At 59.1% G+C, this 25,539-nt stretch carries 21 protein-coding genes and 3 pseudogenes; 12 read left to right on the top strand and 12 right to left on the bottom strand.

Annotation, left to right across the window (positions count from 1 at the left end):
• Nucleotides 1–24: 24 nt before the first annotated feature.
• The 4 genes and pseudogenes from AC3ITY_RS14360 to AC3ITY_RS14345 all read right to left on the bottom strand — a co-directional run bounded on the left by AC3ITY_RS14360 (nt 25) and on the right by AC3ITY_RS14345 (nt 3,243).
• Nucleotides 25–666 carry a glycoside hydrolase family 19 protein gene (locus tag AC3ITY_RS14360; RefSeq protein WP_489310068.1) on the bottom strand — a complete coding sequence of 214 codons (642 nt, stop codon included), beginning with the start codon at nt 664–666 and terminating at the stop codon, nt 25–27.
• Nucleotides 667–804: 138 nt separating this feature from the next.
• Nucleotides 805–982, bottom strand: a pseudogene (locus AC3ITY_RS14355) (IS5/IS1182 family transposase); the annotation flags it as partial.
• Between the two features lie 380 nt (nt 983–1,362).
• Nucleotides 1,363–1,679: pseudogene (locus tag AC3ITY_RS14350) on the bottom strand (transposase family protein); the annotation flags it as partial.
• Nucleotides 1,680–1,791: 112 nt separating this feature from the next.
• On the bottom strand, nt 1,792–3,243 hold the full coding sequence (locus tag AC3ITY_RS14345) for an MAC/perforin domain-containing protein (RefSeq protein ID WP_489310066.1): 1,452 nt from the start codon (nt 3,241–3,243) through the stop codon (nt 1,792–1,794).
• A 165-nt stretch (nt 3,244–3,408) separates the two neighbouring features.
• Between AC3ITY_RS14345 and AC3ITY_RS14340 the strand changes: the two are divergent.
• Nucleotides 3,409–3,618, top strand: a pseudogene (locus AC3ITY_RS14340) (transposase); the annotation flags it as partial.
• Nucleotides 3,619–4,273: 655 nt separating this feature from the next.
• Here AC3ITY_RS14340 and AC3ITY_RS14335 read toward each other — a convergent pair.
• The 6 genes from AC3ITY_RS14335 to AC3ITY_RS14310 all read right to left on the bottom strand — a co-directional run bounded on the left by AC3ITY_RS14335 (nt 4,274) and on the right by AC3ITY_RS14310 (nt 9,084).
• Nucleotides 4,274–4,675 carry an ExbD/TolR family protein gene (locus tag AC3ITY_RS14335; RefSeq protein WP_489310064.1) on the bottom strand — a complete coding sequence of 134 codons (402 nt, stop codon included), beginning with the start codon at nt 4,673–4,675 and terminating at the stop codon, nt 4,274–4,276.
• A 1-nt stretch (nt 4,676) separates the two neighbouring features.
• The gene (locus AC3ITY_RS14330; RefSeq protein ID WP_489310062.1) at nt 4,677–5,399 is read right to left on the bottom strand and encodes a MotA/TolQ/ExbB proton channel family protein; all 723 of its coding nucleotides are present in this window, start codon (nt 5,397–5,399) and stop codon (nt 4,677–4,679) included.
• Nucleotides 5,400–5,485: 86 nt separating this feature from the next.
• Complete coding sequence (locus tag AC3ITY_RS14325; protein ID WP_489310060.1) at nt 5,486–6,286, bottom strand: energy transducer TonB; 801 nt, start codon at nt 6,284–6,286, stop codon at nt 5,486–5,488.
• A 48-nt stretch (nt 6,287–6,334) separates the two neighbouring features.
• The gene (locus tag AC3ITY_RS14320; protein WP_489310058.1) at nt 6,335–7,360 is read right to left on the bottom strand and encodes an ABC transporter substrate-binding protein; all 1,026 of its coding nucleotides are present in this window, start codon (nt 7,358–7,360) and stop codon (nt 6,335–6,337) included.
• 37 nt (nt 7,361–7,397) lie between these two features.
• Complete coding sequence (locus AC3ITY_RS14315; RefSeq protein WP_489310056.1) at nt 7,398–8,198, bottom strand: ABC transporter ATP-binding protein; 801 nt, start codon at nt 8,196–8,198, stop codon at nt 7,398–7,400.
• A gap of 1 nt (nt 8,199) precedes the next feature.
• Entirely contained in the window at nt 8,200–9,084 is an 885-nt protein-coding gene (locus AC3ITY_RS14310) for an ABC transporter permease (protein ID WP_489310054.1), read from the bottom strand.
• Between the two features lie 373 nt (nt 9,085–9,457).
• Here AC3ITY_RS14310 and AC3ITY_RS14305 point away from each other — a divergent pair, with 373 nt between their 5' ends.
• Nucleotides 9,458–10,546, top strand: coding sequence for an LLM class flavin-dependent oxidoreductase (locus tag AC3ITY_RS14305; RefSeq protein WP_489310052.1), 1,089 nt, complete (start codon nt 9,458–9,460; stop codon nt 10,544–10,546).
• A gap of 73 nt (nt 10,547–10,619) precedes the next feature.
• Here the strand turns inward: AC3ITY_RS14305 and AC3ITY_RS14300 are convergent, their stop codons facing one another.
• Both AC3ITY_RS14300 and AC3ITY_RS14295 read right to left on the bottom strand, forming a co-directional pair.
• A complete protein-coding gene (locus AC3ITY_RS14300; protein WP_489310050.1) occupies nt 10,620–11,414 on the bottom strand; it encodes a class II aldolase/adducin family protein in 795 nt (264 codons plus the stop codon).
• A 123-nt stretch (nt 11,415–11,537) separates the two neighbouring features.
• Nucleotides 11,538–12,443, bottom strand: a complete 906-nt coding sequence (locus AC3ITY_RS14295) for a LysR family transcriptional regulator (RefSeq protein ID WP_489310048.1) — start codon at nt 12,441–12,443, stop codon at nt 11,538–11,540.
• Nucleotides 12,444–12,673: 230 nt separating this feature from the next.
• Here AC3ITY_RS14295 and AC3ITY_RS14290 point away from each other — a divergent pair, with 230 nt between their 5' ends.
• From AC3ITY_RS14290 to AC3ITY_RS14245, 10 genes are all read left to right on the top strand, one after another.
• Nucleotides 12,674–13,282: a cysteine dioxygenase family protein gene (locus tag AC3ITY_RS14290; RefSeq protein ID WP_489310046.1), complete on the top strand. Its 609-nt coding sequence runs from the start codon at nt 12,674–12,676 to the stop codon at nt 13,280–13,282.
• Nucleotides 13,279–14,862 carry a rhodanese-related sulfurtransferase gene (locus AC3ITY_RS14285; RefSeq protein WP_489310044.1) on the top strand — a complete coding sequence of 528 codons (1,584 nt, stop codon included), beginning with the start codon at nt 13,279–13,281 and terminating at the stop codon, nt 14,860–14,862. Before AC3ITY_RS14290 ends, AC3ITY_RS14285 begins: the two co-directional genes overlap by 4 nt.
• A gap of 275 nt (nt 14,863–15,137) precedes the next feature.
• A complete protein-coding gene (locus AC3ITY_RS14280) occupies nt 15,138–16,106 on the top strand; it encodes an ABC transporter substrate-binding protein (protein WP_489310042.1) in 969 nt (322 codons plus the stop codon).
• A 27-nt stretch (nt 16,107–16,133) separates the two neighbouring features.
• Entirely contained in the window at nt 16,134–17,486 is a 1,353-nt protein-coding gene (locus tag AC3ITY_RS14275) for an LLM class flavin-dependent oxidoreductase (RefSeq protein ID WP_489310040.1), read from the top strand.
• Nucleotides 17,483–18,166, top strand: a complete 684-nt coding sequence (locus tag AC3ITY_RS14270) for a peroxiredoxin-like family protein (protein WP_489310038.1) — start codon at nt 17,483–17,485, stop codon at nt 18,164–18,166. The genes AC3ITY_RS14275 and AC3ITY_RS14270 overlap by 4 nt, the downstream gene beginning before the upstream one ends.
• A 13-nt stretch (nt 18,167–18,179) precedes the next feature.
• Nucleotides 18,180–19,190, top strand: a complete 1,011-nt coding sequence (locus AC3ITY_RS14265; protein WP_489310036.1) for an ABC transporter substrate-binding protein — start codon at nt 18,180–18,182, stop codon at nt 19,188–19,190.
• 36 nt (nt 19,191–19,226) lie between these two features.
• Nucleotides 19,227–20,414, top strand: a complete 1,188-nt coding sequence (locus tag AC3ITY_RS14260) for an acyl-CoA dehydrogenase family protein (protein WP_489310034.1) — start codon at nt 19,227–19,229, stop codon at nt 20,412–20,414.
• A complete protein-coding gene (locus tag AC3ITY_RS14255; protein ID WP_489310032.1) occupies nt 20,411–21,370 on the top strand; it encodes a D-isomer specific 2-hydroxyacid dehydrogenase family protein in 960 nt (319 codons plus the stop codon). The genes AC3ITY_RS14260 and AC3ITY_RS14255 overlap by 4 nt, the downstream gene beginning before the upstream one ends.
• Before the next feature lie 414 nt (nt 21,371–21,784).
• Nucleotides 21,785–23,917 carry a TonB-dependent receptor gene (locus tag AC3ITY_RS14250; protein ID WP_489310030.1) on the top strand — a complete coding sequence of 711 codons (2,133 nt, stop codon included), beginning with the start codon at nt 21,785–21,787 and terminating at the stop codon, nt 23,915–23,917.
• Nucleotides 23,918–23,952: 35 nt separating this feature from the next.
• Nucleotides 23,953–25,527, top strand: a complete 1,575-nt coding sequence (locus AC3ITY_RS14245) for a flavin monoamine oxidase family protein (RefSeq protein ID WP_489310028.1) — start codon at nt 23,953–23,955, stop codon at nt 25,525–25,527.
• Nucleotides 25,528–25,539: the final 12 nt, after the last annotated feature.

Below are 25,539 nucleotides of genomic sequence, written 5' to 3'. Positions count from 1 at the left end.
TACATGGTGTTGCGTGCCGGTCATTCAGAGCCAGATTTTTCGCGTCTTCTTCGTCCAGTCCTTGCGCTCGTCCAAGCCTACCGTTCCACCGTTGATAGCTTCGGTCACTTCAGTGACACTGTCCCGATCTGCGTACTTGTTGCAACCGCTTGCTTTCCATTTCGCCGCGGCAACGTGCAGGCACCAATCAGGGCTGAGCACCGCGTCCGGATCGATAACGAAATCCGGGGCAGCCGGCAGCCACTGGTGCAGCCAGATCGTGATATCGCGGTAGCCTTCTTTTCCAGTGAGTTGCAGCAGCCCCCGCCCGCGGTACTTGAAACCGTCGCCGGGCTGATCGTTACCCAGCCGTCCGCCGTATACCGCATCGCCCAGTTTCTCTTCGTTGTAGGCGTAATCCTTGGGCTCGAGCATCCCTTTTGGTTTGAAACGCTTGGGCCATACTTCCGGGAGGCGTTTGGGTGTGTAGTAGAGCGATTCCCATTGGATCTTCAGGGCACCGCATTCGTGGAGCACTTGAGCCATGAAGTGGACGACTCGCAGCGGGTTATCGCTGATCTCGTAGTGATCCAGGATCGGTTGCCCCACATCAAAAGCTGTGCTGTAGCTGGAGCGAACGTTCGGCGCCAGTTTACGGATCTGAGCCAGGGTGACGGTGACGGTCATCGATGCCTTCCGAATTTTCCCAGTAGTGAAGAACCTGTTGTCGAGGCTAGTGGCTGCCCGACGACAATCAAGGCCATTTGCTAGTACGTTTTCTCACAGTCAATAGAGCGATGAGAAATAACTTGAAAGGCGGCCTGAGCCGTAGATGTAGATCTTCAGTAGGATCGCGAGGTGGTAAGCAAGCCGGCCAGTATCGTCTGGAACGATGCCTTCAAAATCCAGATTGGCCAGGTCGAGTTCATCGACGGATGACGTAGTCGTCAAGGCTTCCGGGAAGCAAGGAGCTTTGACCTCGATGTGGCTCTTCCTGGGCGATCCCTGCGATGAATCCTCAGAACCATAGTAAGGATTCGCGGAGGCGTTTTTACACACTTTGGGCCGATTTCAGCCCTTCGTGACAGGCAGAAATCGGCCGATTCTGTTGAAAAAGTCGGTCTGCCCAAACTGTCTGATCATTGACTGGTGAAAGCGCCTTTTTTTCACGCTGCTACGTGAAATCCGAATCCAGATGCCTCTGCCAAAAGTAAAGATTTCAATCTCGGACGCGTACTTTTCTGATGCGCAAACCATGGCCGACTTTTTCAACAAAATCGGCCACAAGCGGATAATTAACGTCTCACGCACATTCATCGCACCCCAAACCTTTGCGCCTGCATCTCGCGCTATAGAGGCGGATGTCTATGTCCAGGGCGTGAGATCGCAGTAGCGCCGTAGGGCTTCGGCATCATAGATTATGTCGGCCAATAGCCATTGACAGCGTTTGCCAGGACGACCGCGCAGACTGCAAATGTAGGCTTTATCCAGCAACGGTTGGGCATACGAGATGTAACTGGCTTGTCCGCCCGAAAGCAGAAAGCGCAGCAGTATGCCGTTGGCATTGCACAGCATATGGATCTTGGTCGTCAGCCCGGGACTTCGCCTAGCGCATGATCTGAGGGTTCAAACCGTTGGTAGACCGTTGACCAGGGCCCGAAACGCTCAGGCATGTCGCGCCAGGCAGCGCCTGAGCACAGAAAACATCCCCGCCGAAGCGGGGAAAAGAAGAAGCACTGATAAAACCATCCCGCGATGCTCTGTTAGGCCTAGGCACATCCGGTGTTGGCGTCGCGATGTTGATGCCGCGCTTTATTTGCCTACAAATGTGCAAACATAGACGAATTCGCCACCGGCGCCTCTGTTCAAATCTCCCGGCACCTTGTCGTAACCATAGGGCGCATTGATATCGGCGTTGCCGCCGCCGATAACGGTGACTTTGTTGACCGCGTTGTTGGTGTCGTAGGTGTCGGCTTTGTAGCAGAGATACACATCATCACCGCCTGCGCCTTTGTTCAGGTCTTGAGGCAATTTGATATAGCCTACCGGTGTCTCCTCCCGGTTATAAATGATCTGGATTGCAGTCACGGCCGGTTTAAGGTTGTCAGGCTCCCACGCTTGCTCGTGGTAGCAAAGGTAGATGAAATCGCCGCCGGCACCAGTATTGAGGTCGTAGGGAACCTTGGCATAACCAGCAGGCGGTTCGATGGTCGAACTACCGCCGGTAATCACCACCAGTTGGTCGATGTAGTTCGGCTTGAGCCGGTATTTCTCCGATTGCGCGGGCGCCCATATCGTTTCGTAATGCAATTTCATCGCGTCAGCTTGTTCGTCGGTTTTGCACAGGCTCCAGATTTCCTGCATCGGAATTGTCGGCACGAAGTCTACGAAGTCGGGCGATGCACCAACGCTGTCGACCCATGCCTGGAAGCCTTCCTGGCCGTTGAACACGCCATGCGCTTTGGTGCCATCGCCACCGCGGACTTCCTGGTGGGTATTGGAGTTCTGGGTGAAGCTGCTGATGGATTCGCCGTACTTGGCCTTGGCTTCTGCACTCAACTGACCGGTCAAACCTTCGTAACTGGCTTTGGCGACGACCGAAATTGAGTAGTCGCGTTTGACCGTCAGCTTGTTCGTCGATGAGGCGAGTATGGCCCGTCCTCCCATCACGATGCCGGTCAGAAAGTGGCTGCCCACATGATCAAAATACTTGCTGACGGCCTCCGGCTTCGTTACATCCAGCTCGTCCAACTGCTCCCGCATGTGCGGCAGCATGAGGTCGCGTAGTAACTTCACCGATGGCAGTCGCAGCGACCAGAGACTAATCGACTGCTGGATGCGGCTAAACTCGCTTTCGGCATTGCGCAACGAGTTTTCTTCGTAGTCGGTGGACAGCGATCCGCTAAAGAAGTTGTACTTCCCTTCAATGGCCACGCTGGTTGCAAGGTTTTTCTGGTACTCGGAAATAGTGCTACCACTGATGTTTGTGTAGCTTGCACTATCATTCTGCTGAACGTCGACGATTTCAGGGACGACAAAACCCGGCTTGAACGACACATTTTTCTTCTTCGCACCGTACCAGTCGAAGAGTTGGACGGCTCCGCTGTCCACACTTGCATAGCTAAGGAACGGGTTGTAGCTCAGTCCAATGGCTTCTACGCCCGGAAGCACATCTTCGCTTAGGCCTGCCTTGAAGCGTAACAACTGCAGGTGGTGATTAGCGGAGAAGTTGACGCGTCCCTTCGGTAAGTCGACGATCTGCATGACGATTTCCTTATGAGTGAAATTGATGTGCAACCGACTTATGCTGTCTGCATAAGCAGGAAATCAGCATAGACGCTTTCATACATGACATAGGCGGGGTAAGGCGAAATATAAAATCGTTTTATATCAGTCACATACAGTCTTTACATCCTGGCTTTCCATTAATTTGGCATAAAGGCGCACATCGGGGCCGACGTCGAATCGGGCCTGGTACATCAAGTCCATGCCACGGCCGTCAATGAGGCCGACGTGGCGGAAGTCGCTGAATTGCGCCATGGCGAATATAACGTCGTGTGTGCCGACGCGGGTTATATCGGCGTGGAAATACATCTTGAGCATGAGGGGCGAGACGTGATTAGGCAGATTGCAGCCCGCTATCACGCTCTGAACATACCCGATAACTGAACGTGTTTACCGTCCGTCAGCACCATTGCGAATCCGTCAAAATAACGGCAAAACGCGTTACAAAACGCTGATGCCACCCCTTGTAGAATGTGGCCTCCAGCGGAGCCAAAAAATGATCTGTTTAGAATGAAAACAAGCTACAGGCCACGAATTACGGGCGTTTGTACCTCGGACTTGAAAACCGTCGACTGTCCATGAGTTCGCATCCCATCGCCTCCGCCATCTTTATACGACAAAGCCCTGATTTTTCAGGGCTTTGTCGTTTCTGACTTTTGGTAAAGTTTCCCAGCCCACACTTCAGCCCACACCTTGGATGAAGTCTAGCTTTTCGACTAACGGCTAATTTTTGAATGATCTCTCGCCAGCATCTGTAATCCTAAGGAACGGGATTGAAACAGCTTTTTCAGAAAATGCCGGACCGGAGCTAGAGATCGTGGCCTCTCTTTGTTGCAGCCGAACAAATTGCATGCAGCCGTAAACGCCGCTCAGTAAGCGGCGCTTTTTTTGTGTCCGGATCGAAAAACGATACTCACGACCAGCGTCCGGCCCTTCGAAATCCAAGAGTTCTTTTACTCATGAAACGGGGGTGAACTCGATTCTGAATCTGTATTGGGTCGGTTTCCTCCTACTTCGCCGTAATCACTGACAACTTGGTAATTCCCGCCCGCTCGATGGACGCCATGGCGCGGGCCACTTCGCCATAGTTCACCCCATTGTCCGCCTGAAGCTGTACCCGCACTTTGGCGTCTTTGGTCTTGGCGGCCTTGAGGTTGGTTTCCAGCAAGTCAGGCTGGATTTCGTCCTTGTTGATGAACACCTTGCCCTTGTCGTCGATGCTCACCACCAGCGGATCTTTCTGCTCCACTGGCGCCACCGCTTCGGTCTTTGGCAGGTTGATCGGTATGGCGTTGGTCAGCAGCGGCGCGGTGACGATGAACACCACCAGCAGCACCAACATGACGTCCACCAGGGGCGTGACGTTGATCTCGCTGAGCACTTCATCGCTGTCTTGGGTTGAGAAGGCCATATCAGGAGGCCTTCTTGACTATCTGGCCAGCGACCGTGGCGCCGGATTTGCTCAATACCGGGTGCAACAGCACGCGGAACGAGTGCTTCTGCGCCAGGCTGTAGAAGTCGTGGGCGAAGTCATCCAGGTCGGCGGCAGTCAGCTTAAGGCGACGCAGGAAGTAGTTGTAAACCAGCACCGCCGGTACCGCGACGGCGATGCCTACACCCGTGGCGACCAGTGCCGCACCGATCGGCCCGGCGACGGTTTCCAGGCTCGCCGAGCCCGCCGCACTGATACCTTTGAGCGCCGACATAATTCCCCACACAGTCCCGAACAGTCCGATAAAGGGCGACGTGCTGCCAATGCTGGCGAGGATGGCCAGGCCGCTTTCCAGCGAACGCCGTTCACGCACGATCTGCTGGCGTAAGGCACGTTCGAGACGGTCCTGGTGGTTGATCGACTGACTGAGATCGGTGCTCTGGTTGTCGCTGACCTGAATGGCCGCATATCCCGCCAGCGCCACGCGGGCCGCCGCGCCAGGCTGGTTATGGGCGAGTTCGGCGGCCGAATCCAGGCTGGAAGCGGCCCAGAATTGTTTATGGAATTTTCGGTCTTGTGTCTTCAGGCGGATGAACTGCAAACCCTTGAGCAAGGCCAGGCCCCAGGTCGCGACGGAAAAGAGGATCAACAGCCAGATGACGGCGTGTTCGATGGATTCGAAAGGGGATGCGATTAGGTTCATGGTCAGGCTCTCCAGCAAGGCATTGGATCGGTTGTAGCGATGCGCCTTGTGTCAGGTAGCCCGCGGTGTTTAGCGATTGAGTTGAACTATTTGATTTTGAAGTCGATCGGCACGCTGACCCAGCCGTCCTGGGCGATATCGCCCTGCTTGGCCGGCACAAAACTCCAGCGTTTGACCGCTGCCAGCGCCGCGTCATCGAGTTGATCGCGGCCACTGCTTTTCTGGATCTGGATGTCACCCGGTTTGCCGCTGGCCAATACATGCACCCGCAGCAACACCGTGCCTTCCCAGCCACGACGCATCGCCAGCGACGGATACTCCGGTGCCGGATTGCGCAAGTAAGCGGCGCTAGCCGAGGCCGGCGTCACCGGTTTTGATGCAGGCGGTGCCGGAGGAGCTGGCGCGGCGATCGGTTGTGGCGGTGCAGGCGGCTGTTCCACAGGTTTTGCCACGGGTTTAGGCACAGGCTTGACTACCGGTTTTGGTTTGGGGACCGGTTTGGGTGGCGGTGGTTTCACGGCCAGTTCATCTTCCACCGGCGGTGGCGGTTCGACCACCGGCTGCGGGATCGGCTCGGGCGGCGGTACCACCACCGGTGGTGCCGGTTGCGAGAACTCGATGGTCATCGGCGGAATCTGCGGCGGCACCACGGGCAGCTGAGGCGCAGGTGCCTGGTTGATCCAGACAATGACCGCACCATGCAACACCAGCGCGAGCACACCCAACAAGACCACTTCGCGACGACTCAACACGCGCTTGGGCGTACTGTGCAGCCGCGACAACGCCAGGGGTTCGCGAAAAACCCGGCCAAGGTCGAGCAGTTCGCCGCCGGGTAGCGGGTGTCGGAACACCTCTACGGCACTTGAGGCGCTCTGGACATTGCCCATTGATAGACTCCTGTAATTCATCAAATTGAACTTGCGCCGCGACCCGGACTACCGCGCCGACTCTGACTGCGTCACCGTCAACGGTGCCGCGGAAAACACCGCAGTGTCCGTGAGCTTCTCCACGTCGACGCGATGGGGAAAGATGTTCTTTTCCACGAGCAAATCATCGACTTGCTGCAAGGCCTGGACATCCCGCGACTCGACCGGCAATAGCGACTCGTCGCCCCAACTGCGCAGGCGTTGCGAGACATCCAGCGGTATGTCGTTGACCTTGGCGAAGACCCGGGCGTACTCGTCAGGGTTCTGCCGGGCCCACTCGAACGCCTTGGCGAAACGCTGCAGCACGTCACTGAGCGCTTTGCGCTTGAGCGGGTCATTGAGGACTTCATCCGAGGCGGTAATGAAAGTCAGCCCGGTGTTGATGCCCTCGCCGCTGATCAACACCCGTGCGCCCTGCTGCTCGGCAAACGCCTGATAGATACCGAACGTGGCCCACGCTTCGATCTTGCCGGCATTGAATGCCGCCAGCGCGTCGGTCGGCAGGACGAAGCCGACATTGACGTCTTTCTCGTCAACCCCGGCATTAGCCAGTGCGCGAATCAACAGGTATTGGGAAATGCTGCCTCGGGCCGAAGACACCACGACATTTCTGCCTTTCAGATCCGCCACGTCATGAATGGACGAATCGGCGGGTACCAGGATCGCAATCCCTCTTGATTGACTGCGCCGAACGGCGACGATGCGCAACGGTGTCCCGCCGGTGGCGGCCGCAAGCACTGGCGTATCACCGGCCGGGGCCAGATCGACGGCGCTGGCGCGCAGGGCTTCGAACAAGGGCGCCGCGCCCTGGAAGTTCGCCCACTCGACCTTGTAGTCGATGCCCTCCAGCGCATTCGCTGCCTCGACCACAGTGCGCAAGCCTTTGGCTTGATCGCCCAGCACCAGCGTCACACCAGACAAGTCAGACTGGACAGCGGATGCCGTTTTGTTGTCGACCGTTTCACCGCAACCGCTGAGCAGCAGAGCGGCTCCCGAGAGCAACACAGCTGCAGATTTCCATACGCGTAACGACATGGCGGACCTTCCCTGAATCAATAGACTGGAAGCGAAATCAGCCATGGGCGAAACGCCGGACCGAAGTGTTGGGTGCCCGGCGCTCAGCGACGGTAGCGGTTTCCACTTCAACGCCCAACAGACCCAGCAACCGCGCGCGGATGGCTTGAAAACCTTCCTGGCCGGAGTCTCGGGCCCGGGGCAGATCGATGGTCAATTGGTCGGCGATCTTGCCATTGGCCAGCACGATGACCCGGTCAGCCAACAGGATGGCTTCATCCACATCGTGGGTCACCAGCAACACCGCCGGCGTGTGTTTACGCCACAACTCGATGATCAGCCGATGCATGCGAATCCGGGTCAACGCATCGAGTGCAGCGAACGGTTCATCCAGCAGCAACAGTTTGGGTTCGCGGACCAAACCACGAGCCAGGGCCACGCGTTGCGCTTCGCCGCCGGAGAGCGTGGCCGGATAGGCTTCGAGCCGATGAGCCAGCCCCACTTCGGTCAACGCCTGCACTGCGCGAGCCTTGGCGTCCGGGATGTGCAGGCCGAGAATCACGTTTTTCCAGGCGCGCTTCCAGGGCATCAGGCGCGGCTCCTGAAACACCGCCGCCCTCGCCTTCGGCACCAGCAACTGACCACTGTCGATGCTGTCGAGCCCGGCCAGGCTGCGCAGCAATGTGGTCTTGCCCGAACCGCTGGCCCCGAGCAACGCGACGAATTCGCCGGGAGCGATATCCAGATCCAGGCCATCGATGACCCGTTGCTGGCCAAACTGGCGCACCACATTGCGCAGTTGTACCGGTGCTGCCGAATGTATTGCTTTGGACGCGTCCAGAAGATCGATGCTCGACATATCAATTCCTCACAAAAGTTGGGCGCCAGGCCAGGGCGAAACGCTCCAGCGTGCGGATCAGTCCGTCGATCAACAGACCGAGGACGCTGTAAATCAGCAGGCAAATGACGATCACGTCGGTGCGCATGAAGTCCCGCGCATCACTGGCCAGGAAGCCGATGCCGGCGGTGGTATTGATTTGTTCGACGAACACCAGCGCCAACCAGGAAATCCCCAGGGAGTAGCGCAGGCCGACAAAGAATGAGGGCAAGGAACCCGGCAGAATCACGTGCCAGATCAACTCGCGGCGGCTCAGGCCCAGGGTGTTGGCGGCCTCGATCAGTTTGGGGTCGATGTTGCGAATCCCGGCGAACAGGTTCAGGTACACCGGGAAGGTCGTGCCGGTCACGATCAGCGCAATCTTGGTGAATTCGCCGATACCGAACCAGAGAATGAACAGCGGCACCAACGCCAGCGAAGGAATGGTGCGCAGCATTTGCAGCGGTGAATCGAGTATCACCTCGCCGCGCTTGGACAGCCCGCTGATCAAGGCCGCGACCACACCAACACTGACGCCGATACTCAAGCCCACCAGCGCCCGTTGCAGTGACACCAGCAAGTGCTTGCCCAGTTCGCCGGACGCGATCATGGCCCAGAGTGTCCCGCCGATCTGCGAGGGCGCCGCGATGACACGCTGCGGAATCAGCCCCGCTTGCGACGCCAGTTCCCATAACAGCAACAGCGCGATCGGGCTGAGCAAACGCAGCAACACTTCTGGTGTCCGCCAGTTGCGCAGCCAATTGGGGAGCAGCTTCGACGCGCCCTGCAACTCACCTGTGTGGCGAGCAGCCTTGGTGACGGAAAACGAGCTGCTGGCGCTCGATGTATCGAAGGTCTTTTCAGTCATCAGGCTTCCTTCCTCATAAAGAACATGGCCAGAGGTGCCATGCGTGAGCTTCGGTTTTCATGCTATTCGCATAAAAAACCTCAGTGAAATTCTTTTTGGGAATAACCTAATATGATTAAAAATCAGATAGCAGGCCAACCTGATAAATTGTTTGCATGATAAGTACAGCCGCTGCGGGCTGCATGGAAGGCGCCGCTTAAAATGCGCGTTACTCATACACGACAATTTCAGTCATTCATTATTTTAATAATTAACTTAGAACCAAACGGCATTTCACAGCCACACCCTGCTACGCCTATTTTTGGCTCTACAGACCGACCCCAATGCCAGGTGGAGGCTTGAATCACATCTATTCAATGAAAAGGAACTCCCCATGACGATTGAATTCATCGGCTACATCGGCGGTCACCATTCTTCGGAAATCCACCCTCGCAGCGGCCCCACCCTGCAGCCCGAGTACGTGGAGAAAGTTGCACGCGCCCATGACGAGGCCGGGTTCGATCGAGCCTTGATAGCCTTCCACTCCAACAGCCCGGACAGCACGCTGATTGCCTCACACGCCGCCAGCGTGACGAAAAATCTCAAGTTCCTGATTGCCCATCGCCCGGGTTTTGCCGCGCCGACCCTGGCCGCACGGCAGTTCACCACCCTTGACGTCTTCAATGGCGGGCGCACCGCCGTCCACATCATCACCGGCGGCGATGATCGGGAACTGCGCGCCGATGGCAGCTACATCGACAAGGACGAGCGCTATGCGCGCACCGACGAATACCTCGATGTGCTGCGGCAGGAATGGACCAGCGAAAAACCCTTCGACTATAAGGGCAAGTATTACCAGGTCGAGGGTGCGCACTCAGCCGTGAAGTCACCGCAACAGCCGCACATTCCCTTGTATTTCGGCGGTTCATCGACGGCGGCCATTGAAGTGGCGGGCAAGCATGCGGACGTGTATGCGTTGTGGGGCGAAACCTACGAACAGGTGCGCGACGTGGTGAAACAAGTGCGCGCCGAGGCCGCCAAACATGGTCGCAGCATTCGTTTCAGTTTGTCGCTGCGCCCGATTCTGGCAGACACCGAAGATCAGGCCTGGGAACGCGCCGAGCGCATCCTGCAACAGGCCTCCGCGCTGGCCGAGCAGAACGGATTTGTGCGCCGCGACCCACCCAACGAAGGCTCTCGCCGCCTGCTCGCCGCTGCCGCCCAGGGCTCGCGTCTGGACAAGCGACTGTGGACCGGTATCGCTGGACTGCTTGGCGCGCAAGGGAACTCGACCTCACTGGTCGGCACTGCGCAACAAGTGGCCGAAGCGTTGCTCGACTACTACGACCTGGGCATCACCACGTTCCTCATTCGTGGCTTCGATCCGCTTGAAGACGCCATCGACTACGGCAAGCGCCTGATCCCGCTGACCCGCAAACTGGTGGCCGAACGTGAGCGGCAAGCGGCGGAAAAAGTCGCCTGATCCCAAGCAAATGCAACGGTATGAAAAAGGGGCTTACCTCACGGTAAGCCCCTTTTTCAATACTGAATCCTGATCACTCTTTATAAGTCGTATCGCTACGCTCCAGCTGACGGATCAGCGCATCCCAGTGCCGCGCCACGCCCGGCCCGTCGCCGCTCTTGAATACCTCGGCCTGTTTCTCGACCTTGGCCACCACTTCGGCTGGCGGGAAGATCAACTCGGCGTTGCCAGCAGCCTGTGCCGCGATCTGGATATTGCAGGCCCGCTCCAGACCGTGCAGCTGTTGAAACGCATGCTCGACGCTGATGCCCGCAGTGAGCAAGCCGTGATTGCGCAGGATCAACACACTCTTGTCGCCCAGGTCCGCCACCAGGCGCTCACGTTCGTCCAGATCCAGCGCCACGCCCTCGTAACCGTGATAAGCCACTCGCCCGGAAAAACCGATCGAATGCTGGGAGATCGGCAACAATCCGTCGCGCTGAGCGGACACTGCAATGCCGTCGCGCGTATGGGTATGCAGGACTGCTTGCAGGTCTGGCCGTGCCGCGTGAATCGCACTGTGGATCACATAACCGGCAGGGTTGATGCCGAGCCCGCTGGGGTCGTCGACGATGGTGCCGTCGATGTCGACCTTGACCAGATTCGAGGCGCTGATTTCGTCGAACAACAACCCGAAGGCGTTGATCAGGAAATGTTCGTCCGGCCCCGGCACCCGTGCGGAAAAATGCGTGTAAATGTGATCGGTCCACTTGAACAGGGCCGCCAGCCGATAGGCCGCAGCCAGTTTTACACGCACTTCCCATTCTTCGGGACTGACCCGTTGGCGAACATTTTTCGAGACGCTGGATAACGGACTGACGCTACTCATGGCAAAACTTCCTGGATGGCCTTAAGGATCTCCAGCAAGCCTATGGGAAGGCAAAAAATAATAAAAAGCACATTTTAATCTAAGCTAATTATTATTTTTTTTTATTATATTTCTGCCCGAGCATCACGCTGCACGCTTGATCTTCTGCAGTGATCCGGCGACCAGTTTGCCAAAGGCATTGACCGGCCCTTGCAGATTGCCCAGGAAATGCGGATAGATCAGCCACAGGTCCATCACCGGCTTGAAGTCCTTGAGCGGCATCACCGCCAACTGTTCGAAATGAGCACTGCGCTCCAGCAACGGACGTGGCACCAACCCCAGTCCCATGCCATCGGCGACCAGGCCCAGTTGCAGTTCGGTGCCGAAGGTTTCCAGATTGACCCGCAAGGCCAGGCCTTGGTCCGAGAGGGTTCGCTGCAACCCGGCGCGGAAGCCGCAGCCATCGGGATTGAGAATCCAGCCACTCTGGTAAACGTCGGCGAGCTTGCACGGACGCTTGGGCAACTGGGACTTGGCACACACCACCACCAGCTCCATCTTGCCAATCGACTCGCCGACAATGTTGTCCGGGAAAATCTTGCCGGCCGGGAACAGCGCCGCCGCTGCGTCCAGCTCACCTCGCTCGATCTTTGCGACCAATTGACTGCCCCAGCCCGTGGCCACCTGAGCCCGCAGCTCGGGGTACTCGATGCGCAAATGCTTGAGCGCATCAAGCAGCACCACATCGCCAATGGTTTGCGGAACGCCCAGGCGTAACAACCCGGTGGGCGGTGCGTCGGTGGCAACCAGCTCGCGCAGCGCATCCATTTCCCGCAGGATCAAACGGCACTGTTCATACACCCGCGTACCGATCAGCGTGGGCTTGAGCGGTTTGGTGTTGCGATCGAACAACTCCACGCCCAACGCCTGCTCAAAGTTCTGCACGCGCCGCGTGATGGCCGGCTGAGTCAACTGCAACGACTCGGCGGCATGGCTGATGGACTGGCAACGAATCACTTCGACAAAGGCGTCGATATCATCAATTTTCATTTGGCCCGCACATAGAGAACAGTCATTAAGATGTCCGAAAAGCATAGTTCCATTGTCAAGAGAAGGATAGCCCGCCCCACGCCGGGCGACCGATCAATAGCTTCTGGCGCTATGCGATAGGGTTATAAATTCTTTTCAGCTATAACCTAATCATTAAACAATCGCATATTGATATAAAACATTATGCTTAAATCCAAGGGTCAACTTTCACAACGAACGATGGAATCGCCATGACCCAGGCCCGACACCCGGAGAGACTCAGAGCATTCATAGGCGCCTTGGCGGAATTGATCGACAGCAACCCTCGCGAGGGTGATCTGTTGCATCGTGGCGGCAAACTCCTCAGTCAACTGGTCAGCCATGATGACTGGCTGCCCGAAGACTTTGCCCAGCCGAATCCGGAGCGCTATCAGCAATTTCTGTTGCACGCCGATTCACGGCAGCGCTTCAGTATCGTCAGTTTTGTCTGGGGGCCGGGGCAAAGCACGCCGATCCATGACCATCGGGTCTGGGGGTTGATCGGCATGTTGCGCGGCGCAGAGTATTCGCAAGGTTTCCAGCGCAGCAGCGACGGTGCCTTGATCACCGACGGTGGTCGGGTGCAGCTGCGGCCAGGTCAGGTCGAAGCGGTGTCGCCAAAAATCGGAGACATTCACCAGGTCAGCAACGCCTTCGATGACCAGGTCTCGATCAGCATCCATGTCTACGGCGCCAACATCGGGGCCGTGCGCCGTGCGGTGTACCAGGCCGACGGCAGCGAGAAGCTGTTCATCTCCGGTTACTCCAACGCCTTTCTCCCCAACATCTGGGATCTGTCCAAAGAGAGCCAAGCCCTATGAGCACTGCACTCACCCGCTCCTACGCTGAAATACGCCAGGCCCTGCTGAACCGAGAAGAACTGGCGCTGGTGGATGTGCGCGAAGAAGCGCCCTTCGCCGAATCACACCCACTGTTCGCGGCCAACATTCCATTGTCAAAGCTTGAGCTAGAGGTGTACTCACGGATTCCACGGCGCGATACCCAGGTGACCGTCTACGACAATGGTGAAGGGCTGGCGACCATCGCCGCTCAGCGTTTGCAGGACTTGGGCTACATCAACGTCAGCCTGCTCGAAGGTGGACTGGACGGTTGGCGCCGCGCCGGTGGCGAGTTGTTCATCGACGTCAATGTGCCGAGCAAAGCCTTCGGCGAACTGGTGGAAAGCCAGCGCCACACGCCGTCGCTGGCGGCGGAAGAAGTCCAGGCACTGCTCGACAGCGAGGCCGACGTGGTGGTGCTCGATGCCCGGCGTTTCGATGAATACCAGACCATGAGCATTCCCACCGGCATCAGCGTACCGGGGGCCGAGCTGGTGCTGCGTGCCCGGGAACTGGCACCGGACCCGGCCACGCGCATCATCGTCAACTGCGCCGGCCGCACCCGCAGCATTATCGGCACTCAATCGCTGATCAACGCCGGCATCGCCAACCCGGTTTCGGCCTTGCGCAACGGCACCATCGGCTGGACCCTGGCTGGACAGAAACTGCAGCACGGGCAGTCGCGCCAATTCGCGCCGACCAGCGAAAAGCATCGGCAAACTGCCGCCCGCGATGCCCGTCGCGTCGCCGACAAAGCGTTGGTGGGTCGTGCCACGCTGGCAGACTTGCAACGCTGGCAACAGGAGCCGACCCGCAGTACCTATCTGTTCGACGTGCGCACTCCGGAAGAATTCGCAGCCGGCCACCTGCCCGCCGCCCGCTCGACACCCGGCGGCCAATTGGTGCAGGAAACCGACCACTTCGCCAGTGTGCGCGGCGCACGCCTGGTGCTGGTCGACGACGATGGCGTGCGAGCCAACATGTCGGCTTCCTGGCTCGCGCAACTGGGTTGGCAAGTGCATGTGCTCGATGACGTGCAGCCTGCGCACTTCAGCGAGAAAGGTGCGTGGCAGGCGCCCGTTCCCGCGCCACGACAGGCCGAGGAAATCAGCCCGCAGACACTGGCGCAATGGTTGAGCCATGGCGATAGCGCGGTGCTGGATTTCACCAGCAGCGCCAACTACGTCAAGCGCCATATCCCGGGTGCGTGGTGGGCCTTGCGCGGGCAACTGCGCGAAGCCTTGGCCAAGGTGCCGTCAGCCGAGCGCTACGTGCTGACCTGCGGCAGCAGTCAGCTGGCTCGACTGGCGGTGGCAGAGGTCGAGGCGTTGACCGGCAAGGCGGTGTTTCTACTCAAGGGCGGCACGGCCAACTGGATCGCTGCGCAACTACCCCTGGAGGAAGGCGAAACCCGGCTGGCCTCACCGCGTATCGATCGCTATCGCCGCCCTTATGAAGGCACCGACAACCCGCGCGAAGCGATGCAGGCCTACCTGGACTGGGAGTTCGGACTGGTCGACCAACTGGCTCGCGACGGCACCCATGGCTTTTTCGTGATCTGAAGCTCCCCCTCGCTTCCTGTGTTCTTTGCAAGGCACAGGAAGCCCTCCTGCTCCGCACCTCCCCTTCTTTACTCAGGGCTCGCCTGCATGGTCGCGGCCTACAAAATACATATAGAGCATATTAACAATTAATATAATTACTTTTTTTAATAATTAATATATAACCAAAAAGAATTTCACAGACAATTCTTATAGGAATAACGTTAAAGCCAGACCGACCCCTTCTCCAGGCGGAGGTGACCCATCTCAGCAAGATCCGCCTGGAGTACGCCGTCATGAGCTTTACCCTGCCCGTCAAACGATTGTTGATCGCCGGCGCCCTCACCTTCTGTGCGACCACCCACGCCGCAGACCTTCAGCCACTGCTGGTGGCCAATCAGAAATCCACGATCAAAGTGCTGCTGGAAGTCTCCGGCGAGCTGAAGAACGTGCCCTACGACATCCAGTTCTCAGAGTTTCCGGCCGCCGCACCGCTCGGCGAAGCGCTGAATGCCGGTGCGGTGGACATCGGTGCCCTGGGCGATGCGCCTTACGTGTTCGCTCTCGGAGCCGGAGCGCCGATCAAAGTGGTCAGCATCGTACATGCCGAGGGTCGCTACACCACGGCCATCCTCGCGCCCAAGGATTCACCGCTCAACAACGCCAGCGATCTCAAGGGCAAGCGAGTCGTCACCACCCGCGGCTCCATCGGCCACTTCCTGGCGATCAAAGCCTTGCGCAATGCCGGCCTGAGTACCCACGACGTGCAGTTCATCTACCTGCTGCCGAGCGAGTCGCGAATCCTGCTGGATAACGGCAGCGCGGACGCCTGGTCGACGTGGGATCCCTACACCACCATTTCCACCACCCAAAGCCAGGCCAAAGTGTTGGTCAGCGGCGAAACCTTGCTGACCAATCATTTGTACTTCGCCGCCACCAGCCAGGCGATCACCGGCAAACGCCAGCAACTGGACGATTTCATCGCCCGGGTCGATCGCGCCTACCGCTGGACCAACGCCCATCCCGAGGAATATGCCGCCGCCCAGGCGCGCGTCACCGGCCTGCCGCTGGATGTGCACATCGCCGTGGCCAAGGGCACGCACATGCAACCGGTGCAGATTGACGACCAGGTCATCGGCGGTCTGCAAACCACCGCCGACATCTATCAGGAAGAAGGCATTCTCGGCAAACACATCGACGTATCCCAAGGCTTCGACAAGAGCTTCAACGCCAAGCGCGCCCCACTCAACCAGGCATCCCGCTAACGATGCGACGGATAAAGGAGTAACACCATGAGCAATCAACGCCAACTGAAACTCGGTGCAATGGTCCATGGCGTCGGTCACGGATGGGGCGAATGGCGCCACCCGCAGGCCCAGCCCAACGCCAGCGTGAACTTCGATTTCTATAAGCAACAGGCACATCTGGCCGAAGCGGCCAAGTTCGATTTCGTGTTCATCGCCGACAGCCTGCACATCCACGAGAAGTCCAGCCCGCACTACCTCAACCGCTTCGAGCCGTTGACCATTCTCTCGGCGCTAGCGGCCACAACGCACAACATCGGTTTGGTTGCGACCGTCACGGTCAGCTACACCGAGCCGTTCCAGGTCGCCCGCCAGTTCGCTTCGCTGGATCACATCAGCGGCGGTCGCGCCGGCTGGAACGTGGTGACGTCGTGGCTCAGCGGCACCGCCGACAACTTCGGCAAGACCGAGCACCCGCCGCACGCCGTGCGCTACCGCATCGCCAAAGAGCATGTGAATGTGGTCAAGGGCCTGTGGGATTCCTGGGAAGACGATGCCTTTGCCTACGACAAGCAAAGCGGCGAATTCTTTACCCCCGGCAAACTGCATGCCCTGGAACACAAGGGCGAGTTTTTCTCAGTGAAAGGCCCGCTCAACATTTCCCGTTCGCAGCAAGGCCAGCCGGTGATTTTCCAGGCCGGGACTTCTGAGGCCGGACGCAATTTCGCCGCGGAAAACTCCGATGCGATTTTCGTCAGCCCCGAAGGTTTCGACGATGCGCACGCCTACTATCAGGACCTGAAAAAGCGCGCTGCCCATTTCGGACGCGATCCGCAGAAGCTGTCGATCCTGCCGGGCATCCGCCCGATCGTTGGCCGCGATGAGGCCGAAGTGGAAAGCCGCTATCAGCAAGCCGTTGAGCTGGTGACGATCGAAGACGCCATTGTCGCCCTAGGCCGGCCATTCAATGACCATGACTTCAGCCAGTACCCACTGGATGCGCCGTTCCCCGAGCTGGGCGATCTGGGCTCCAACAGCCAGAAAGGCGGGTCGGACCGGATCAAGCAGCTTGCTCGGGAGGGAGGCCTGACCTTGCGTGAAGTCGCCCTGCGCTTCTCCCGGCCGCGCCGCGATTTCGTTGGTACTCCAGAGCAAGTCGCCGACGCGCTGCAGAAGTGGTTCGAACAGGGTGCAGCGGACGGCTTCATCATCAATTCATTGTTGCCGGACGGCTTGCAGTATTTCACCGAACTGGTGGTACCGGTGCTGCAACAACGCGGCCTGTTCCGCGATGAGTACAGCGGCAACACCCTGCGCGACAACCTGGGCCTGCAAGTCCCCGTCAATCGTTACGCGCGCCTCGCCGTCAAGGCGCAGGTAAAAAGCGAGGCACTGGCATGAGCGAATCCCTCAACCAGCTGCTGGCGGACTTGCACGCACAACGCGTGGCGACCTGGGAACCGGCAGCCCTGCAGGTCAACATCGATCAGCGCCAACGCCTGGTGGATGAAACCAAGGCCGAAGACTTCGTCAAGGTCGGCGACTCCCTTGAGCCCTTCACATTATTGAAGGTCGAAGGCGGCAGCCTGAGCCGTGACGAATTGCTGGCCAAGGGGCCGGCGGTGCTGATTTTCTTCCGATTCGCCGGTTGCCCGGCCTGCAACATCACCCTGCCCTGGTACCAGCGTCAGCTCTATGCGCAACTGCACGCACTGGGCGTACCGCTGGTGGCGGTCAGCCCGCAGGTGCCTGAACGCCTGGTGGACATCAAGACCCGCCACAACCTTGAGCTGCAAGTGGCCAGCGACCCGGACAATCACCTGGGTCGACGCTTGGGCATTCTCTACAGCTTCGATGAAGCCTCACGTAACGCCGCGCTGGCCAAAGGCAACAGCATCGGTGAAACCACCGGCACTGGCACCTGGGAGTTGCCGCAGCCGACCGTCGTGGTCATCGCCCGGGACGGCACGGTGGCCTTCGCCGAGGTCAGCCCGGACTGGTTGGTGCGCACCGAAGCCGCTCCGATATTGCGTGCGGTCGAACAACTGCTCGGACAAACGCCCGTGCAAATTGCCATCTGACAAGGGCCTGACCATGACGAAAAAGATCACACAGGGACAGTTCAATCGTCGCGGCTTTCTCACGGCCAGCTCGATCGCCCTTGGCGCGTTGGGGCTGTCCTCACTGGGACTGGCCTCCCGTGCGTTCGCCAAAGCAAACAGCCTCGCGGACCTGACCCTGGGCGTCGCCACTTATCGCGGCCAGGACTCGTACTTCACCGAAGACGCCGGTACCGCCAATACCCCTTACAAAGTTGAATACGCGGAATTCGCCGGCGGCAACCTGATCGTCGAAGCATTGGCCTCGGGGAGTCTGGACGTTGGCGGGATGAGTGAAATCCCGCCGATTTTCTCGATCCAGAGTCACCGTCAACCGAGACTGATCGCGGTGCTGCAAGGCGACGTGAACAACCAGGTGTTCCTGATACCCAAGGACTCGAACATCGAATCGGTCGGGCAGTTGCGCGGCAAGCGGGTCGGCTACGTGCGCTCCACCACCTCGCACTACTTCCTGATCAAGGCACTGAAAGAACAAGGCCTGACCATGAAGGACATCACCGCCGTGGCGCTCACGCCTCAAGATGGCTTCAGCGCGTTCCAGAGCGAACAGCTCGATGCCTGGGTGATTTATGGCGTGTTCATCCAGTTGGCGAAATTCCGCAGTGGCGCCCGCGTGCTGAAAACCGCGCTGGGGTATTTGTCCGGCAACTACCTGATCGCCGCGCGCCCCGCCGCGCTGGAAGACCCGCTGCGCAAGCAGGCCATTCAGGACTATCTGCAACGACAAGCCCGCACGTTGGAGTGGATCAACAACAACCCCGAGCCCTGGGCCGCCAAATCGGCGCAACTGTTGGGTGTCGATAAAACCGTGTTCCTCGACATGTACAACAACCGCAGCCAGGCCTCGAGAATCATCGAAGTGAACGATCAGGCCATCGCCTCGCAGCAAGAAGTGGCAGACCTGTTCTTCAACGCGGGAGTGTTGAGCGAACGGCTCGATGTCAGCCCGCTTTGGGACCGACAGTTCAAGCTGCTTGCGCTATGAGCCGGCTCTCACCTTTTTTGATCGAGTGAAATCACAATGAGTCTTCCATCCCAACACCCACCCGTACTGCGCTCGGTCGAAGTGGCCAATTTCGAAGCCTTGCTTGAACGCATCAGCGAACAGCTGGGCGCCACTGCCCACGTTTATGACGAAAGCGGCGCTTTCCCCCATGACAACTTCAAGCTGTTGCATGAGCACGACCTGGTTGCGCTGACCGTGCCCAAAGCCCTGGGTGGTGGCGGCGCGAACCTGACGCAGGCGCGCAAAGCCATCAGCGCAATCGCCAAAGGCGAGCCTTCGACGGCGTTGATCCTGGTGATGCAGTACCTCCAGCACTCACGCCTGCAAGACAATCGAAACTGGCCCGAAGCGTTGCGCCTGCAAGTGGCCCGGAACGCCGTCGAGCAAGGCGCGCTGATCAACGCCTTGCGCGTCGAACCCGATCTCGGCACTCCCGCGCGCGGCGGTCTGCCGGCAACCGTCGCAAGACGCACTTCGGCTGGCTGGCGGATCAGCGGCCGAAAAATCTACTCCACCGGCAGCCATGGCCTGAGCTGGTTCAGCGTCTGGGCGCGCAGTAGCGATGAAGATCCGCTAGTCGGTGCCTGGCTCGTACACAAGGACACGCCGGGCATCAGCATCATCGAAAACTGGGATCATCTGGGCATGCGCGCCACGTGCAGCCATGAAGTGGTGTTCGACAACGTGCTGGTGCCGCTGGATCACGCGGTCAGCGTCAGCCGCTGGAGCGCGCCGCAACCCGAACTCGATGGTGATGGTTTTCTGTGGATGTCGGTGTTGCTGTCATCGGTCTACGACGGCGTTGCCCAAGCCGCCCGCGACTGGTTGGTGCAATGGCTGGAAACCCGAGCGCCGTCCAACCTCGGCGCAGCGTTGTCGACCCTGCCGCGCTTTCAGGAAACCGTCGGCCACATAGACACTTTGCTGTTCGCCAACCGTAGTTTGCTCGATGCCGCCGCCGAGGGCCACACGCCGGCCAACAATGCGGCACAGCTGAAATACCTGGTGACCGGCAATGCGATTCGTGCCGTCGAGCTGGCCATCGAGGCGTCCGGCAATTCGGGCCTGTCACGTAATAATCCGCTGCAACGGCATTACCGCGACGTGCTGTGCAGCCGCGTCCACACCCCGCAAAACGACGCCATTCTGCAAGGCGTCGGTAAAGCCGTATTCGCCCAGCGCCAGATTAAGGAGCGCCCATGAGCCAGCTTGTCATCGCCAGCCAACTGGATGAAGATTTCAATGAAGTGATCCGCCAGCGTCTCAGTCAATCTCATCCCGAGGCCCGCGTCATCGGCGTGCCGGCCGGGGTGCCTAGCGATCTGCCGGCGGAAGTCGGCATTCTGCTGGCACGGCCAATCAATGTGCGTGGCTATCAGGCCCCGGACACACCGCCACCGGGCTGGCCCTATGGACTGCAATGGATTCAAGTGGTGTCGTCAGGCATCGACTTCTACCCGCAATGGCTGTTCAACGGCCCGCCGGTGAGCACCTCGCGGGGCAGCGCCGCCGATAACATCGCCGAGTTCGCCCTGGCCGCGATTTTCGCCGCGGCCAAGCGTCTGCCTGATATCTGGGTGCATGATTCGCAATGGAATTTCACGGCGCTGACCCCGCTCAAGGGCACCACGCTGGGGATTCTCGGCTTTGGCGCCATTGGCCGCAGCCTGGCGACCAAGGCCCACGCCCTGGGCATCAAGGTACTGGCGCTGCGTCAGAGTCAGACGCCGTTCGAGGTTGAAGGTGTCGAAGCGGCGCGGGACATCCATGAGCTGTTTGCGCGCTCCGATCATCTGGTGCTGGCCGCACCGTTGACCGACGCCACTCGGCATATCGTAGATAGTGCGGTGCTCGCCAACGCCAAACCTGGCTTGCACTTGATCAATATCGCCCGTGGTTGCCTGCTCGACCATCAAGCGTTGCTGGAAGCACTGGACACCGGACGCATCGGCCTGGCGTCGCTGGACGTCACCGAACCCGAACCCTTGCCGGACGGTCACCCGCTCTACGCCCATCCGCGGGTGCGTTTGTCACCCCATACCTCGGCGATTTCCAGCAACAGCCGCCATGAAATCGCCGACAGTTTCCTGGGCAATCTCGAGCGGTTTCTCAATGGTCTGGCGTTGGAGAATCAGGCGAACGTGCAACGCGGGTATTGAGTTTCTACCGAACTGACGTCATCGCGGGCAAGCCACGCTCCCACAGGTTTTGCATTATCTGTGGGAGCGTGGCTTGCCCGCGATTTCGTTTTTGCGGCCAACACACAACATCAGACTTACGCATTTTGATTAACGACTTAATGCCTATTTTTTATAATTAACTTATAACTAATCGGACTTTTACAGCCGCCACTTATATAAATATTGTTACAACCATCACCGACCCCTGACCAGGTGGAGGCCCACGGAACTACCGCTTTTCCGGCCGACACCACTCCACGGTCAACCGCTGCATCCAAACCAGAAACCGGCTCAAGCCACCGCTGCCATGGTCCTCAAACCACGGCCCCGGCAACGCTTTGCCCAAAGAAATACAACAACGCCAACGCAGCACTTACACACCCGGGGTTCACCATGCACAACACTTTCCGCTCAAACCGTCTGACGCTGGCCGTGTCGCTGGCGATATTCGGCTTGTCGGCTCACGCCGAAGAAAACACCAAGGATGGTGCCCTCCCTGTCGTTACCGTCACCGCCGAACACCACACAGAAGACCTGCAAAAGACCCCGCTGGCAATTTCCGCATTCGACGAAAAGGCCCTCGAGGACAAGCAGATCAAAAGCATTCGCGACCTCTCCGGACAGGTGCCGAACCTGACCCTCAGCCGCCAGTCGATCTCCTACAGCGCGCAGACTTACGGGATTCGTGGCATCGGTGAAACCGACCCGATCCAGGAGTCGGCCGTCGCGGTCTACGCCGATGACCTGTACATCCCACGAGCCATTTCCTCGATGCTCGACTTCAACGACGTCGAACGCGTCGAAGTGCTGCGCGGCCCGCAAGGCACGCTGTATGGGCGTAACAGCAGCGCCGGTGCGATCCGCGTAATCACCCGCGATCCGACCCAGGAAACCCGTGGTTTCTTCGAACTCGGCGCCGGTGACTACAACGCGCAGAACGGCCGCCTGCTGATCAGCGGTCCGCTGGTAGACAACGCATTGTTCGGCAGCTTCTCGGCGATTCGCCTGACCCGTGACGGCACCGTCTCCGACCCGACACGCCACACGGATGTGAACAACATCGACATCCAGTCCTATCGCGGCAAGCTGCGCTACAACCCCGACGATTCACCCTGGGATGTGCAGCTGACCCTGGCCGGTACGTTCGACCGTGGCGATACCACCAGTTACACGCCGTTCGATGCCAACGGTCACTTCGACAAATTCAAGAGCTACAGCAGCCTAAATCCGAAAAACCGACTCGACCAGGGCAGCTCGGTGCTGCGCGCGATCTACACGATTGACGACCATCTGAACGTCAAATCAGTGACTGCCTACTCCGCATTCAACCAACCGGTGGACTACGACAACTCGGGGCAGGCAGCCCTGATTCAGAACAACCTGATCAACTACAACCAGGACTACACCACCCAGGAATTGCAGCTCAACGGCGACTACGACGATTTCAGCTTCAGCACCGGCCTGTACCTGTACCACGAAAGTTTCGACGCCGAGCGCGACAACCTGACCTTTTCCATCGCGCGCAACCGGGTGATCGGTCAGGGCCAATACAGCACAACCAATACCGAGAGCTACGCCCTCTATGGCCAGGGCAGTTACAACATCACGCCACAGCTGGCGCTGATCGCCGGACTGCGGTTTACCCGCGAGCACAAGAATTTCGATTACACCAACTACGCCATCACCACCAGCCGACAGATCACAGGGACCAACTTCAGCGCCGACTCAAGCAAGTCGTGGCAGTCCACCAGCCCGAAACTCGGCTTCGAGTACGCCTGGACCCCGCACCTGAACCAGTACGCCTACGTGGCCAAGGGATTCAAGGCCGGTGGCTACGATAACCGCGCGCCGACCAAGGCCGCCGCCGAACAGGCGTTTTCACCGGAAGACGTGACCACCTGGGAAACCGGCTTCAAGGGTGACTTCTTCGACCGTCGTCTGCGCGCCAACCTCGCGCTGTTCTATAACGACTACAAAGACCTGCAGACCAACGCCTATGACCCGGCACTGGGCGTCAGCCTGCGGACCAACGTCGGCAAGGCGCACACCTACGGCGTCGAGCTGGAAACCCTGACCGCACTGACCAACGACCTGCAATTGACCGCCAATGTCGGTTACCTGGAAAGCCAGTACGACGACTTCCAAAACGCCGGTGGCGCGGGTGTCGACGCCAATGGCAAGCATCTGGTGTTTTCACCGCGCTGGAACGCCAGCGTCGGCCTGAATTACACCATCCCGGCTGGATTGCCTGGCGCCTGGCTGGCGGGCACTGATGCCCAGTTCCAGACCAAGTCCTTCGCCAACGCTCTGAACGACGACATCCAGGAAATCCCCCAGCAGACCTTCTGGAACGCCAACACCCGCTACATCTCCGGCGACGGCCACTGGACTACCACGCTGTCGGTGAAAAACCTGCTCGATCGCGCGTACCCGCAATCGGTCGGCTTCGTACCGTCCAGCGGCGCCCGCTATTACGCGATCAACGACCCGCGAACCCTCTTGTTGTCCGTGCGCTACGACCTTTAACCCCCATACAGACAAGCATGCCAAGGAGCACTTTTATGGCTTTCACCCGCAGGGAACTGATTTCCCGCATTGCCGCCGTCGGTGGCTATTCTGCCGCTGTCAGCGCCCTCGGTGCACTGGGGCTGACGCCCCAGGCCGTGGCATCGACGTTCAATCCGCTGCAACTGGGCAGCAGTGGCAAAGGCAAGCATGTGGTGGTGGTCGGTGCCGGTATTTCCGGGCTGGTCAGCGCCTACGAGCTGCGCAAGGCCGGTTTCAGCGTGACCATTCTTGAAGCCCGCGAGCGCGTGGGTGGACGCAACTGGACCTTGCGCCGCGGTACCAAAGTCGATTTCGACGATGGCGTCAGCCAGACCGTCGACTTCGATGACGGGCAGTTCTTCAACGCAGGCCCTGCGCGCATCCCCAGCCACCACCAGACCATCCTCGGCTACTGCCGTGAGTTGGGCGTAGAGCTGCAAGTGCTGGTCAACAGCAGCCGCAACGCACTGGCCTTGCCGGACCCGAAACAACCGGCATTCCAGTTGCGCCAGGCGGTCAACGACACTCGTGGGCAACTGTCCGAGTTGCTGGCGCGAACCGTCAGCCGCAAGGCTCTGGACCAGGACTTGAGCGCCGACGACCGCAAGGCGCTGCTGAGTTTCCTCAAGGTCTATGGCGACCTGAATGCCGACCTTCAATACAAAGGTTCGGTGCGTTCGGGGTACACACGGGTGCCCGGCGCGGGTGATCAAACCGGTATCACCCGCGCCCCACTGGAACTGCAAACTCTGCTCAATCCCAAGCTCTGGGGCGCGTTGGTATTCGATGAGATACCGGAGTTTTCCTCGACCATGTTCCAGCCGGTCGGTGGCATGGACCGCATTCCCTATGCGTTCTACGAAAAACTCAAGGATGCGGTGCGCTTCAATGCCGAAGTCAGTGACATCCAGACTTCCGAGCAAGGCAGCCGCATCGCCTACCGCGATCGCAAGACCGGTACCACCCAGACCCTGACCGCTGATTACGCCATCGTCACCGTGCCGCTGCCGCTGCTGGCGAAGTTACCGAGCAACTTCAGCCAACCGTTCAAGCAAGCGATTGAGACCGCACAAAGCGATCAGGCGAACAAGGTCGCCTGGCAGTCGCCGCGGTTCTGGGAAACCGACTTCAACATCTACGGTGGCCTTTCTTACCTGGACCATGAAGTCAAAGGCTTGTGGTACCCCAGCGATCGCCTCAATAGCGCCCAAGGAATTCTGGTCGCGGCCTACAACACCAGCGAATCGGCCCAGGCCTTCAGCAAGAAATCCCTCGCCGAACAATTCGCCTCCTCCCGGCAAGCCGTGGAACTGCTGCACCCCGGACACAGCACCAAGCTGCAAAAACCGGTGGCCATCAACTGGGCCAAGGTGCCGTTCAGCAAAGGCCCGTGGATCGTCAACGACGAGGTCGGCGAGAACGCCTACCACCTCCTCAACCAACCCCAGGGCCGCACCTATCTGGCCAGCGATGCCCTGGCCCATGGCGGCGTCGGCATCTGGCAGAACAGCGCCGCCGACTCGGCGCGGCGCATCGTTTCGCTGATCGGCCGACATGCCGAACGCAATCAACCGGGCGTGGCCGCCTGACTCACTCAATAA

This window comes from Pseudomonas sp. GL_091, from assembly GCF_057837725.1.
This window is presented reverse-complemented; position numbering and strand designations above follow the sequence as displayed.